This is a genomic window from Ruegeria sp. HKCCA4008 (assembly GCF_013033125.1).
Taxonomy (GTDB): domain Bacteria; phylum Pseudomonadota; class Alphaproteobacteria; order Rhodobacterales; family Rhodobacteraceae; genus Ruegeria.
Window position 1 is genome coordinate 250,804 of record NZ_WQDM01000002.1, and the last position, 13,584, is coordinate 264,387.

General features: G+C 57.3%; 14 protein-coding genes and 1 tRNA gene. 5 read left to right on the plus strand and 10 right to left on the minus strand.

Annotated features, from left to right (window positions below):
* Position 1 precedes the first annotated feature (1 nt).
* A complete protein-coding gene (locus GOW60_RS05525; protein ID WP_171228523.1) occupies positions 2-1,879 on the minus strand; it encodes a glycosyltransferase in 1,878 nt (625 codons plus the stop codon).
* An 81-nt stretch (positions 1,880-1,960) separates the two neighbouring features.
* Positions 1,961-3,127: a glutamine-hydrolyzing carbamoyl-phosphate synthase small subunit gene (gene carA, locus GOW60_RS05530; RefSeq protein ID WP_171228524.1), complete on the minus strand. Its 1,167-nt coding sequence runs from the start codon at positions 3,125-3,127 to the stop codon at positions 1,961-1,963.
* A gap of 183 nt (positions 3,128-3,310) precedes the next feature.
* Between carA and GOW60_RS05535 the strand changes: the two genes are divergently transcribed.
* Positions 3,311-3,796, plus strand: a complete 486-nt coding sequence (locus tag GOW60_RS05535) for a GatB/YqeY domain-containing protein (RefSeq protein WP_171228525.1) — start codon at positions 3,311-3,313, stop codon at positions 3,794-3,796.
* 18 nt (positions 3,797-3,814) lie between these two features.
* Here GOW60_RS05535 and GOW60_RS05540 read toward each other — a convergent pair whose 3' ends face one another.
* The 3 genes from GOW60_RS05540 to ctaD form a co-directional block, all read right to left on the minus strand.
* Positions 3,815-4,306, minus strand: coding sequence for a DUF2244 domain-containing protein (locus GOW60_RS05540; RefSeq protein WP_152457636.1), 492 nt, complete (start codon positions 4,304-4,306; stop codon positions 3,815-3,817).
* A 44-nt stretch (positions 4,307-4,350) separates the two neighbouring features.
* Positions 4,351-4,950, minus strand: a complete 600-nt coding sequence (locus GOW60_RS05545; RefSeq protein ID WP_152457637.1) for a 2-hydroxychromene-2-carboxylate isomerase — start codon at positions 4,948-4,950, stop codon at positions 4,351-4,353.
* A 122-nt stretch (positions 4,951-5,072) separates the two neighbouring features.
* Entirely contained in the window at positions 5,073-6,731 is a 1,659-nt protein-coding gene (gene ctaD / locus GOW60_RS05550) for a cytochrome c oxidase subunit I (RefSeq protein WP_171228526.1), read from the minus strand.
* 305 nt (positions 6,732-7,036) lie between these two features.
* On the opposite strand from ctaD, the gene GOW60_RS05555 reads away from it, so the two are divergent.
* The gene (locus GOW60_RS05555) at positions 7,037-7,456 is read left to right on the plus strand and encodes an HIT family protein (protein ID WP_171228527.1); all 420 of its coding nucleotides are present in this window, start codon (positions 7,037-7,039) and stop codon (positions 7,454-7,456) included.
* On the opposite strand, the gene GOW60_RS05560 is transcribed toward GOW60_RS05555, so the two are convergent.
* Positions 7,457-7,879, minus strand: a complete 423-nt coding sequence (locus tag GOW60_RS05560; RefSeq protein WP_171228528.1) for a helix-turn-helix domain-containing protein — start codon at positions 7,877-7,879, stop codon at positions 7,457-7,459. It lies immediately after the preceding gene.
* Between the two features lie 82 nt (positions 7,880-7,961).
* Between GOW60_RS05560 and GOW60_RS05565 the strand changes: the two genes are divergently transcribed.
* Complete coding sequence (locus GOW60_RS05565; RefSeq protein WP_171228529.1) at positions 7,962-8,903, plus strand: cation diffusion facilitator family transporter; 942 nt, start codon at positions 7,962-7,964, stop codon at positions 8,901-8,903.
* 315 nt (positions 8,904-9,218) lie between these two features.
* Here the strand turns inward: GOW60_RS05565 and lipB are convergent, their stop codons facing one another.
* Together lipB and GOW60_RS05575 are read right to left on the minus strand one after the other, a co-directional pair.
* A complete protein-coding gene (gene lipB, locus GOW60_RS05570; RefSeq protein WP_171228530.1) occupies positions 9,219-9,875 on the minus strand; it encodes a lipoyl(octanoyl) transferase LipB in 657 nt (218 codons plus the stop codon).
* A 39-nt stretch (positions 9,876-9,914) separates the two neighbouring features.
* Complete coding sequence (locus GOW60_RS05575; protein WP_171228531.1) at positions 9,915-10,574, minus strand: DsbA family oxidoreductase; 660 nt, start codon at positions 10,572-10,574, stop codon at positions 9,915-9,917.
* A 142-nt stretch (positions 10,575-10,716) separates the two neighbouring features.
* Here GOW60_RS05575 and GOW60_RS05580 point away from each other — a divergent pair.
* Positions 10,717-10,803: transfer RNA gene (locus GOW60_RS05580), tRNA-Leu, on the plus strand.
* A 100-nt stretch (positions 10,804-10,903) separates the two neighbouring features.
* Positions 10,904-12,280, plus strand: a complete 1,377-nt coding sequence (locus GOW60_RS05585; RefSeq protein WP_171228532.1) for a site-specific integrase — start codon at positions 10,904-10,906, stop codon at positions 12,278-12,280.
* 142 nt (positions 12,281-12,422) lie between these two features.
* Here the strand turns inward: GOW60_RS05585 and GOW60_RS05590 are convergent, their stop codons facing one another.
* A complete protein-coding gene (locus GOW60_RS05590) occupies positions 12,423-12,833 on the minus strand; it encodes an acyltransferase (RefSeq protein WP_171228533.1) in 411 nt (136 codons plus the stop codon).
* A complete protein-coding gene (locus tag GOW60_RS05595; RefSeq protein WP_171228534.1) occupies positions 12,808-13,362 on the minus strand; it encodes an acyltransferase in 555 nt (184 codons plus the stop codon). Before GOW60_RS05595 ends, GOW60_RS05590 begins: the two co-directional genes overlap by 26 nt.
* Positions 13,363-13,584: the final 222 nt, after the last annotated feature.

The window sequence follows — 13,584 nt, forward strand, 5'->3', positions numbered from 1 at the left end:
GTCAGGTCAGCGGAACGTCTTCGCTGGCCTGCCCGTGTTGGGTTTTGTCCCAAAAAAACGGATTTGTCGCCAGTTCCCACAGGGCTTTGTAACCGGCAACCACGCCCAGAGGGAAATACAGACACATCGTCGGAACCCACGGCAGCAAAAGCCGACGTTCGCGCGCGGATACAGCGATGATCCCGACGCACATGTTCAGGGCCTCGGTTGCCAGAAACAGCCAAATCAGCGCCGTCGTTATCTGCTGCGGCAGGATCTGCTCCATCGGATTGGGTATGCCCAGGGCGTACAACCAGAAAATCCAAAGAACAGGGGCCAGCAGGAACTGACCCAGAGTGCCCAGAAAGAACGCCTGTAGGCCGATAAACTTGGCCGCACCCAAATCAGCATACAGTTTCCGCGGGTCCCGCATGTGCACAAGATAGGTGACCATGAACCCCTTGAGCCAGCGTGAGCGTTGCTTCACCCACGGCCAGGCGCGGAAATTCGCCTCTTCGAAGGTGGCGGTGTCCACCATCTCGGTCCGGTAACCCGCCCGGCAAAGCCGCACGCCCAAATCGGCATCTTCGGTGACATTGTGGGCGTCCCAACCGCCCAGTTCCAACAGCTTTTCGCGGCGAAAAAAGAACGTCGTTCCCCCAAGCGGGACGACCAGCCCCATACGTGCGATGCCCGGCAGGATCACGCGAAACCAGCTGTTGTATTCGATGGTGAAACAGCGTGACCGCCAGTTCGTGCGGGGGTTGTAGTAATCCAAAACACCTTGCAGGCAAACCACCTCGGGCGAAGCTTGGGTGAAATGCGCAACCACACGTTCGATCTGATCCGGCTGTGGTGCGTCTTCGGCATCCCAAACGCCAACGATGTCACCGCGGCAAAAGTCCAGCGCGTAATTCATGGCGCGCGGTTTGGTGGTCAAACCGTTCAGTTCGGGGACTTCAACAACACGCATCCAACTGGGCAGAGCCACCCGCGCAAGGGCGTCGCGCGTCACGTCATCGGTCGCCTCGAGCACGAGAATGACGTCCAGCAGCGCTTTGGGATAGGTCAGCCTTTGAAGCCGTTGCACCAGAGCATTCGCGATTTCTCGCTCCTTGTACAACGGCACCATGATGGACACGCAGGGGTGACGAAGCGCGATCGCCGCCTCTGTTGGTTCGGTCGGCTTTTTCATGCGGTCGCTGAGGCAGGCCAGGGCGCCCATTATCCGAAAGGCTGCAAAAAGAGCCAAACTGCCTACGGCCGCGCCCAACAAAACCATCAATCCAAACGAAGGGAACAGCGCGAAAAGAAACAGCACACCCAGCGTTGTCGCAGACGATACGAGCCGGGACCCGGCGGTCCAGTTGCGGCAGCTTAATGCCGCGTTAACACGGGTTTCAGCCGCTTTTGCGAGCGTCCGCGAGAAGTGCTGTGCAATGACCCTGTCTATGTGATGAGAATCCGCAAGAACGGGCAGGATGGAATAGTCGCAATCCTGCATCTCGGCTGCCACGGTTGCAAAACGATCGGGCCGGGCAGTGGCGACCAAAACCAGAGGGCCGATGCGCATCCAGGGAATGACATTGCGCTCAAGCCAGAAATCCACCGGCTTCAGGTTGCACAATCCGGGCATCGGTGGAATTTGTTCGAGGTCCGCGACCTGCCACCCGAACTGTGTGGACAGGGCCTTCAGAACATCCTGCCTGGTGGCATACCCTTCGCCAACCAGAATCTCGCCAAGCGGCGCTTTCTGCCTGGTTTGCAGGCTCAGCGCATGGTCCAGTTGTGAACGGGTGATGACCTCGGTTTCCAGCAGGCATGTGCCCAGCGGTTTGCGAAAACCGGGCGCCGGGATCGGGGACGCGTTTGTAAAATCCTGAAGGTTAAGTTCAACCATAAAGAAACCCTGACACAGTTGCCTGCGCTCAGGGTTGATCAAACAAGGTTAATGTGCCGTTAACTCTGGTAACTTAAGGGTTTATGCCTGCTCTTTTTTCTTTTCCATCGCATCGGCGAAACGTTCGAACAGATAGAAACTGTCCTGGGGTCCGGGCGACGCTTCGGGGTGGTATTGTACCGAGTATACAGGTCTGTCAGTCATGCGGATCCCGCAGTTCGAGCCGTCAAACAGCGATCTGTGGGTCTCGACCACGCCTTCTGGCAAAGACTGCGCGTCCACAGCAAAACCGTGATTCATCGACGTGATTTCGACCTTGCCGGTTTCCAGATCCTTGACCGGGTGGTTCGCGCCGTGGTGGCCGTGGTTCATCTTGACTGTCTGACCGCCTAACGCCAGCGCCAGCATCTGGTGGCCAAGGCAGATACCAAAGACGGGCAGATCGGTTGTGTCCAGAATTTCCTTGATCATCGGCACAGCATAGGCACCCGTTGCGGCCGGGTCGCCGGGTCCGTTCGACAGGAAAACGCCATCCGGTTGATGGGCCAGCACTTCGGCAGCGGTTGCCGTTGCTGGCAGCACGGTTACATCACATCCAGCCGAGGCGAGACAGCGCAGAATATTGCGCTTTGCACCATAGTCGACAGCCACGACTTTGTGGGCGGGGGCCTCTTGCCGCTTGTATCCTTCCGGCCACGCCCAGCGCATTTCATCCCAGCGGTAGCTTTGGGCACAGGTGACATCCTTGGCCAAGTCCATCCCCTCCAGCCCGGCAAAGCCGCGGGCCGCAGCAACCAGTGCTTCGATGTCGAAATTGCCCTCGGGATCATGAGCCAGCGCCACATGCGGCGCGCCCTGCTGGCGAATGGCGCGGGTCAGACGGCGGGTATCAACGCCGCCGATGGCGATGCGTCCACGGCGGGCAAGCCAGCCCTTGAGTTCTTCGGCCGAGCGCCAGTTGGACGGCTCGGTCGGGTCCCATTTGACGACCATGCCAGCGGCAACTGGATCAGCGGTTTCGTCATCTTCGGGGTTCACACCGACATTGCCGATATGGGGGAAGGTAAAGGTGACGATCTGCCCGGCATAGGATGGATCGGTCATGATTTCCTGATATCCGGTCATCGCTGTGTTGAAGCAGAGTTCAGCCACGGTCTGTCCGGTTGCACCGAAACCGATGCCGTAAAACAGCGTTCCGTCGGCCAAAGCCAGACATGCGGTGGGCTTGGACGGGGCGTTCTGGGCCATGGCGCGACTCTCCTGCAAGGTAAACCGGCGCATACCTAAGGGTGTTAAGCGCTTGGGTCAAGTCTGTTCAATTTTTGGGCCATCGTTATTTTTCAATGGGTTAAGCTTGTTCGCCCCCGGTTGTAACGCGCTTTTTGTTTAGATATGTTCGGGGTTCCGTTGTCATGGGGATGGACAAGCCAAATGGACATGCGATCACGGGTGAATGCCGCCCTGAAGCAAGCAATGAAAGACAAAGCAGCCGAGCGTCTGTCGACGCTGCGGTTGATCAACGCGGCCATCAAGGACCGCGACATCGCCGCGCGCGCCTCGGACAATGAAGAGGTCAAGGGCTGTGGTGATGCAGAGGTGCTTGAAATTCTTGGCAAAATGACCAAGCAACGCAAGGAAAGTGCGCGCGCCTATGAAGAGGGCGGTCGCCTGGACCTGGCCGAGCGCGAGATGCAGGAAGTCGCCGTCATCGAAGAGTTTCTGCCCAAACAGCTGGATGATGATGAGGTGTCAAAGGCGATTCAGGCTGCAATCACTTCAACCGGTGCCGGTTCCATTCGCGACATGGGCAAGGTCATGGGCGAGTTGAAGACCCGTTATACCGGGCAGATGGACTTCGGCAAGGTCGGACCCATGGTCAAGGACCACCTTTGCGCTGCGCCCAACGGCGACTGCTGAGACATCAGGCTGAAACACCTACTGCGCGACAGGGTCGCGCAGTTTCCTGGCCAAATCGTCATAGAGCGTGATACGCTCGTCTTCCGACAGAAACGCCCCGATTTCGACCTCGCGCCCGTCTCCGACGAGCGTGACATAATGTGGCACCGGACCACCTTTTTCGTACATTTCAGGTCGTGCCCAATAGCGATTGCACGACCATTCCTGTTGGTCCTTGCCCGGGGTGTGATGCACCAGGCGGGCTTGTGAACCGGACAAGGTGAAAACCTCAAACGCACTGCGCGCGCGATAGTTCGCCTGAATCGCCAGCCAAAGCCCAAGCACCGTCAACAGCAGAAACGGTAACAGGCCCCACAACACGACCGACCCAAGCACGGCCAACAATGGGATCAAACCGAACAGAAATACGGACAGGATGGCAATCATCGCCCCACGTCGCGGCAGAGAGTTATGCGGCCAGAGGCGCAGTTCCTGTTCGGTTTCGGATGTCTGATTCCATTTGTACGGCATACCGGAAACATATCGCAGTGCCGCCTCATGTCGACGGATTTTGATCAGACCACGTGGCCCACACGCGCCCAGGACAAGGCGTCATCCAAACGGTCGTCGCCCCAGAACACCTCTTGCCTCACCACGAAGCTGGGGGCGCCGAAAACACCCAGTTTCACGGCGATGTCTGTTTCAGCTTCCAGCGCGGTGACGATATCCGGGCTGCGCGCGCGGGCCAGCGTCAGGCGAGGATCCTGCTGGCACCGCAGCAATGCTTCGGACAGGGCGCTTTCGCTGCCTGCCTCGACGCCATCCTCGAACCAGATGCGGTACAGGTTCTGGGTAAATGACTTGCCCCATCCATCCCTCATACCAAACAAAGCGACCTGATTGGCCAGGGCAAGATCGGAAATCGGATAGGGTGCGGGCAGGCTGGCGTGGATGTGATACTTGGCACAGCGCCGTTCGATATCACGCCACATATATGCGGATTTTTCGGGTTTTCCGGCGAACGGGATATTCTGCTGGGCTGACATGACCGTGCGCACATCAAAGGGCCGCCAGTTCACGGTGGCGTCATGTTCTGCGCACCAGTCGTCCAGCCGCATCACGGTAAGGAAGCTGTAAGTGCTGCCGATTGAATACCAAAAGTCGATTTCCGGCATTGCCGATCCTCCGACTGTTCTGTGGGGGTATCATAGCGGATTTTGGCACACTTGGCGAACCGACAGAGGTGGAAAACGAAAACCCCGCCACTTGGGCGGGGTTTCTTTGGATCAGATCGGGATCAGTGCGCGTGGCCTTTGTCCCAATCTTCCTGCTTGGGCAGCTGCTCGAACGTGTGTTCGGGCGGCGGTGTCGGCAGGGTCCATTCCAGCGTATCCGCGTATTCATTCCACGGGTTCGGACGTGTCTCTTTCGCACCACGGAACAGGGCGTAGAACACGATCCCGAAGAACAGCAGGAACGAGGCGAACGAGATGAATGCGCCGATCGACGAAACGAAGTTCCACTGGGCGAATGCCTCGGGGTAGTCGATGTAACGGCGCGGCATGCCCTGACGGCCCAGGAAGTGCTGCGGGAAGAAGGTCAGGTTGGCGCCGATGAAGAACATCCAGAAATGAACCTTGCCCCAGAACTCGGAGTACTGACGGCCCGTCATCTTGCTGAAGTAGAAGTACACCCCAGCAAAGATCGCGAAGACAGCACCCAGCGACATCACGTAGTGGAAATGTGCCACAACATAGTAGGTGTCATGATAGGCACGGTCGACACCGGCCTGCGACAGAACCACACCGGTCACACCGCCGACGGTGAACAGGAACAGGAAGCCGAAGGCGAACAGCATCGGTGTCTTGAACTCGATCGAGCCGCCCCACATGGTGGCGATCCACGAGAACACCTTGACCCCCGTCGGAACCGCGATGACCATCGTTGCCAGCATGAAATAGGCCTGCTGACGCAGCGACATGCCGACGGTGTACATGTGGTGCGCCCACACGACAAAGCCCAGCACGCCGATTGCGATGATCGCCCAGACCATCGGCAGATAGCCGAAGATCGGCTTGCGCGAGAAGGTGGCGATCACGTGGCTGATGATTCCGAAGCCGGGCAGGATCACGATGTACACTTCGGGGTGGCCGAAGAACCACAGGATGTGCTGATACAGGATCGGGTCACCGCCACCCGCCGGATCAAAGAAGGTGAAGCCAAAGTTGCGGTCCATCAGCAGCATGGTGATCGCGCCTGCCAGAACCGGCAGCGACAGCAGAATCAGCCATGAGGTGACGAAGATCGACCAGCTGAACAGCGGTACCTTGAAGAGGGTCATGCCCGGGGCACGCATGTTCAGGAAGGTGGTGATCATGTTGATCGCGCCGAGGATCGAGGAGGCGCCCGATACGTGCACGGCAAAAATCGCCAGGTCCATGGACATGCCGCCTTCGGTCGTCGACAGCGGCGGATACAGAACCCAGCCCACACCCGAGCCGAGCTGATCGTTCCCACCCGGGCTGAGCAGCGAGGCAACACCCAGCGAGGTGCCGGCGACATACAGCCAGAAGGACAGGTTGTTCATCCGCGGGAACGCCATGTCCGGCGCACCGATCTGCAACGGCATGAAATAGTTGCCAAATCCGCCGAACAGGGCAGGGATGACAACGAAGAACATCATCAGAACACCGTGATAGGTAATCATCACGTTCCACAAGTGTCCGTTGGGGGTACACGGGTCGGCCATGAAGCCTTCCAGGCACATGTACTGAACGCCCGGGTGCATCAGCTCGAGCCGCATGTAAACGGTCATCGCCACCGAGATCAGACCGGCAAGGGCCGAAACGACCAGGTACAGAATCCCGATGTCCTTGTGGTTGGTCGACATGAACCAGCGCTGGAAAAAGCTGCGCTGATCTTCATGGTCGTTACCGTGAATGGCTGCGTCTGCCATTATAGGTGCCTCCTGTTGCAACTGCACCGCGCAGTCGGACCTCTCCAACGCGCGGGATTCCTGCTGGTTTTAGAATGTGAAGAGGGCACCTTCAATGGCCGAGTTTGATCTGGATCAAGATTAATTGTCGCGGGCACGCGGGCGCCGCACGATTTTCCGGCCTTGAATGTGGGGTACCTAGGCATGGCGGATGAGAATTCAAGCCCGGACTGTCGATGCGGCATGGGCGCTGGCAGAGTTCCGCCTTGACCGTTGCCCGCGCGCGTCTCAGAACTGTGCCAACACCCGCAATCCAGAGGTTTGAGATGGCTGATTACGACCCCGACAATATCTTTGCCAAAATCCTGCGCGAAGAAATCCCGTGCATGCGTGTGTACGAGGATGATGAAACGCTGGCTTTCATGGATATCATGCCGCGCGCGGACGGGCATCTTTTGGTGATCCCCAAAACACCATGCCGCAACGTACTGGATGCCACGCCCGAGCAACTGACGGCGGTTGTGAAAACGGTGCAGAAGATGGCCCGGGCGGTCAAGTCCGCATTCGACGCGGACGGGGTGACGATCCAGCAATTCAACGAGGCGGCAGGCGGGCAGGAAGTCTTCCACCTGCATTTTCACGTCCTGCCGCGCCACGAAGGGGTTTCCATGCGCCCGCCGGGCAAGATGGGGGATTTCGAGCTAATCGGTGAACACGCGAAAAAGATCAGCGCCGCTCTCGCCTGATCATTCGGCGCCATGGGGTCCCATGCATTCGCCATGATCCTGAAACGCGTGCAGCACGGCACAGACATGATCGTGCTGCCCGTCGCAGGCCGCTGAAATTCGGGTCAGTTCCGCTTCGAGGTTTTGCAGGCGGGCAATTCGGTCCCGCAGATCGGTCAGTTGTTTTTGGGCAATTTCGTGCGCCCGGTTAAGGTCGCTGCCAGAGGCGCCCTCAAGGGACAGCAGGCCCACGACGTCGGCCAGTGGCAATCCCAGATCACGGCAATGGCGAATGAAGATCAGCCGTTTCAACGCGGCTTCGTCATACCGGCGTTGATTGCCCGCGGTTCGCTCTGGTTTGGGTAACAGGCCTTTGTCTTCATAGAACCGGATTGTCGGAATTTTCACTCCGGTTCGGCGCGATAAGTCCCCGATCGAGTACATTTTCCGGTTTTGACCTCTTGAACCTCTAGTGGCTAGAGGAATTACATGCTCTGGGAAGCCGTAACAAGGGATATGAAACGATATGGCACACCAGCATTCCCACACCGGGCATGGTCACCAGCACAACCACATTGATCCAGACGCTGGCGATGCGCGCGTCGCCTGGGCGATTGCGGTGAACATGTTCCTGACATTGGCTCAGGTCATCGGGGGCATCATTTCGGGTTCTCTGGCGTTGATTGCCGATGCGCTGCACAATTTTTCGGATGCTGTTGCGCTGATCATTGCGTTTTTTGCCCGCAAGATCGCACGGCGTCCGGCCGATCCACGGATGAGCTTTGGCTATGGCCGGGCCGAAGTCGTTGCGGCCTTGGTCAATTACACTACGTTGATCGTGTTGTCGGTCTATCTGTTCTACGAAGGCGTCATGCGGTTTTTTGAACCCGAGCCGATCAACGGATGGCTTGTGGTCTGGGTCGCCGCGCTGGCATTGGTGGTCGATCTCGTAACCGCTGCTTTGACGTATACCATGGCCAAAGACAGCATGAATATCCGGGCCGCATTCATCCATAATGTTGCGGACGCCTTGGGATCAATCGCCGTGATCGTAGCGGGCACCGCAGTGATCCTGTTCGGCTGGACATGGGTGGACCCGGCGGTGACGATCCTGATCTCGGTCTACATCATGTGGCACGTCAAAGAAGAGATAGGCGAGACGGTCCGCGTTCTGATGCTGGGCGCTCCGCCCGACCTGGAGCCAGAGCAGGTAGCCGCGGCGATCGAAGAAACGGATGGGGTGGCCGAAGTGCATCACGTGCATTTGTGGGCCATGCAGGAGCGGCAGCCCGCGCTGACGGCGCATCTGGTCATCGATGCGAACGCGTGGTCAGATGCCGAAATGGTACGGGACAGTGTCAGGCACACGTTGCAAGTTCGTTTCGGGGTGGGGCATGCGACGCTCGAACTGGAACAGGCTGGCCGCGCCTGCGTCGGTTCGTCCCGATTTGGCCACCAGGAAGAATAGCGGTGCCTGAAAGAGAATTGCCGTTCCGATTTGGGGTCGGAACGGCAGACTCGTAACCAAACACTTCTCGGATTTCGAGGGCGAGCCCTGGATCACCGGTTAACATACCACTCACTCTTGATTGGCAGTTCCATATTACTCGTTAACGGGGCCTTTGTATCTACCTGAGTTAAAAAATGCTTAAAGACTTCCATAAATCCACCGAATTCAGGGTTAATTGCCTTACGCATGGGAAACAGAGCCGGCCGGCCACAGGGATTGTTGTTTGCAACAGTGGCGCGCAGCGATTCGCTGCGCAGTGATCGACAGATGGATTCAGGGTGCCACTGGGCCAAAAACGTCTGCGAAAGTCTTTTTCAGTGCGGCATCAAGGTCTGCCATCGTTACCGGCAAGCCCAGGTCGACCAATGAGGTCACGCCGTATTCGCTTATCCCGCAAGGGACGATGCCGGAAAAATGCTCCAGATCCGGTTCGACATTCACTGAGATCCCGTGAAAACTGACCCATTTGCGCAGGCGCAGGCCAATGGCGGCGATCTTGTCTTCCGCCGGTTTGCCGGTCGCTGTCAACGGCTTGTCATCACGCCGAACCCAAACCCCCACGCGCCCATCACGGATCTCGCCTTGCACGTTGAATTCCGCCAGCGCCGAGATCACCCAGGTCTCCAGCTGTTTCACAAACTGACGCACGTCGCGACCACGTTTGTTCAAATCCAGCATGACATAGGCCACACGTTGACCGGGCCCGTGATAGGTGTATTCGCCGCCGCGTTTGCTTGCGTAAACCGGAAACCGATCGGGGTCGGTCAGATCCTCGATCTTGGCCGAAGTGCCGGCCGTATAAAGTGGCGGGTGTTCCAGCAGCCAGACACACTCTTGGGCTTCGCCATTTGCGATTGCGGCGACGCGCGCCTCCATAAAGGCAACGGCGTCGTCATAGCTGGTCAGACCATCGGTGATTTTCCATTCCATGCCGGTCTCATATCCGTCTGAATCGGTCAAGAAAAGGGGTCAGGCGGCCTCGGACAGGCAACGTTGCAGCACCTGGGCATAGGTTTCAGACCCCTGCGCACCGGTCAGCAGGTATTTCCCGCCAAAGACCATGGATGGCACGCCTGAAATTCCCCGGCTGGTCCAAAACAGCTGCTTTTCACGCACCGGGGCTATGTGTTCTCCGCTTTCAAGCGCTTGTCGCGCCGTATCCGCGTCCAGTCCGATGGATCGAACAACTTCCAGCAGAACATCCATATCGGAAACATCCCGCTGCGCTGTGAAATAGGCGTCGAACAGAGCCAGTTTCAAAGGATGCTGTCGGCCGACTGATTCCGCCCAATCCAGCAGCTGATGTGCTGCGAATGTATTCACCATTCTGCTGTCATCGTCGAAGTTGAAGGCAAATCCGAGCTCGGCCCCGATCGAGGTAAGCTTGTCCCGTGCCTGCTGACTTTGCTCGGCGGTCGAGCCGTATTTGGCCATGATATGTTCGCGCAGGTTCTGGCCTTCGGGTGGCATGTCCGGGTTCAACTCGAACGGATGCCAGCGAAGCCGGGCAAGGACACCCTGTTGCTGCAACGCCATGTCAAGCTGTCGAAACCCGACAACGCACCAGGGGCACACGACATCCGAGACGATATCGATCTGAACGATCGGGCGGTTTTCGGGCGGGGGCATCGTGTGGCTCCTGTCAGGTCAATGGCGTGTCGTCCACTGGCAGAGATAAGCCCGTGGTGAAGGAATTTAAACCACTGCGTTTTTGCCTCTTCACATCGCGCGCACCAACGTCTATACGCCGCTTTACCAAGTCATTGGCAGTGCGGTCGTGGCGGAATTGGTAGACGCGCAGCGTTGAGGTCGCTGTGGGGTAACTCCCGTGGAAGTTCGAGTCTTCTCGACCGCACCAGAACTAGCTTGATCAGTTAGTTTTTGACCTTATACACAAGGGCATTCAGCATTTTCCGAGTGTGTCGCATAACGCAAACAGCACACACGGACAGCACGCAATGGCCTTTAAATTGACTATCAAATACGTAGACCAAATCAGTGACACTCAGTGGCGTTTCCGCAGAAGGTGGCCAAAGAGGGTGCGTGAAATTCTTGGTGAGGACGCTTACCAGAAGCACATTAAGGCTCGTGATGGAGCCGCCTTTCAGCGCGAGTATCAGTTTCACCTGAGAAATTTTGACGCCATTGTTGAGGATACCCTTAGGCGGCATCCTGAGGTTGATAACAGGTCCGCAACTCAGAAATTCATCGACGCCCAGCGCCTAGCAGAACAATACATGGAGGGTATTCAAGGGTTGGACCCAGACGACAGCTGGACCCGTGGGGTAGTGGGGCACAGTCTGGCGGCCCGTGGAGAAGCCCCCGAAGTTGTAGCTGCCGTCCTTAACACTGATCAGGAACCTCCGAAGCCAACGCTGGCTGACATGCGGGACATTTATGCGAAAGACAATGGGCTTGCTGATAACCGGAAAGAGATGGTCAGGATTGATCGCACCTTTGGCCGACTAAGCGACGCTTTAAGGAAATCTCTGGATGAGGTGACTATTGAGAGTGTCGACCGACTGACGGCGCGCGCATTCAAGGACCATTTATTAGGGCTAAAGAAGGCAAACGGGAAACCACTGGCGCTAAAGTCGTGCCAGCGTGAGATGATTATTGTAGCTGCCGCTTATCGCCATGCAGTCAGGGAGCTAGAGATACCAGCGGGGCGCGACCCCTTCGAGCGTCTAGCGTGGCCCAAGGAACAAGTTAGTTCGCTGGACAAGAACGTCCCGCTACCTGACAGTGTTGTCGACGCCGTCCAGAAGACCTTAGGGGGCGGTCGAAGCAAAGACCTTCCTGATATGTGGCGGGTGCTGAAAGGCACCGGGATGCGGCTTAGTGAAGCCTGTGGTCTACGCGTAAGCGATGTGGACCTGACCGGGGAAACGCCTTCAATCCTGATCACCCCCAACGAAATCAACGGCATCAAGAACAGCAACAGTGACAGGTACGTTCCGATAGCCTCAGACAGCCTCAGGGAATCCCTTAGGGCGCGTGTTGAGGGGAGTAAGGGTAGCGAGCCACTGTTCCCTTCTTATGGCCGTGACGGAGGTCCTACCGCTGCGTCTGCGGCACTGATGAAAGCGGTCAGAAAGAACACGGATGACAAACGTATGAAGGTCCACGGGCTTCGACACAGGGCAAGCGACAAGCTGAGGGACGCAGGTGCGCCTGTAGAGGTACGTCACGGGTATCTCGGGCACTCCGCTCAATCGGTTGCTGAGAATACCTATGGTGGGCGTGAGGCGCGGCTTAGGGAGTTCGCTAGGTGGGGCTTCAATGCGTCATGTCCTGCGCCTGCCGGCCGGATATCGTTCGCGAAGTCATCGTGAAAAATCACTCAGCTATGGTTGTTCGGGGCGAGGCCGAACTGCAAAGCGGTGCTTTTGACATTGCCGAGATCGCCCGCAATCGAGGCGATATTATTCCCCTGACACTGTAGATCGGCATTGCGTCGGTGGGCGTGCTCTGCTGTCACGACGCCACTTGTCGTGACACTGTTTCTCTCAGATCAGGCTTGGTCATCCGGCGGGCCAGACGCATGAACGGAACTTCGACGGCATAATAGATAACAGTTGCAATCGGTATTGCCACGGCAAGGGTAACTGCGCAGACCACGGGCACCACAAGATCCGGGTTGTCCGTAAGCGTTGCGGCCCATCTGGTCAGATGGGTCTTGTAGATCAGAAATGGGTGCATCAGGTACAGACTGTAACTGATCTTTCCCAGAAAGCGCGTTGCGGAGTTGTACAGAACAAAGACAGGTCGAAGCGCTTGCGATAGCACGAGACATGCAGAGGCAACGTCCCAGCCCAACACAAACTCGAGCGGGACTGGCTTGTACAGCTTCTGTGCCTCATCAGGGATCGGCCCGAACAGAAACATGAAAACCAACCCTGCCAGACCCGCGGCAAGGGCGGCCCGCGAACGACGTAGGTGTCAAACGGTAGATGCACCAGACGATCAGGCCCAACGCAAAATACGGGGCGTTTGTGAAAAAACTGGTCCAATAGTAATAATCGGGAATGTCGCCCTGACCAGATAAGTTTACAGATGCCCATCCCAAGCAGGCGAGCAAAAAGAGAAACATCGCCGCCCAGATGTTCCGCCTGATCCAAAAGAAGGGGAACAGAAGATAAATGATGACTTCGACGCCGATTGACCAACCCGCCGGAACAAGACTGGTTTGTTCACTGGGAACGAACCCGAACAGAAACGTCATATTCCTGATGATCGTACCCGTTTCGGCCTGGACCCCTATGTACAGCCAAGCAAAGAGCATCAGGTAAAAGAGCGGGGCAATTCGGAAAAACCTGCGCAAGGCATAGGCCCAGCTTCGATCGAAGGACACTCCCTTTGGATAAGCTAGCGACATGGACATCGCGCTTATTATGAAGAACAGCGGCACTCCCATCGCATAGTAGTCGGCACCTCAGTTCTTGTAGGAGACGCCGAGTGGATGAATGTGCACTGCGTGTACAAACACGACCGCAGACGCAACGATACCGCGCAATGAATCAAGGCCATGCGCCCTTTGATCTTTGAGATTGCCTGTCATGATCCACTCGAGATGCCGCGCCAGTGCTGCCAAATGGCTTCGGCAGCGGTGCATGACAGCTATAGATGGTTGGCGCAC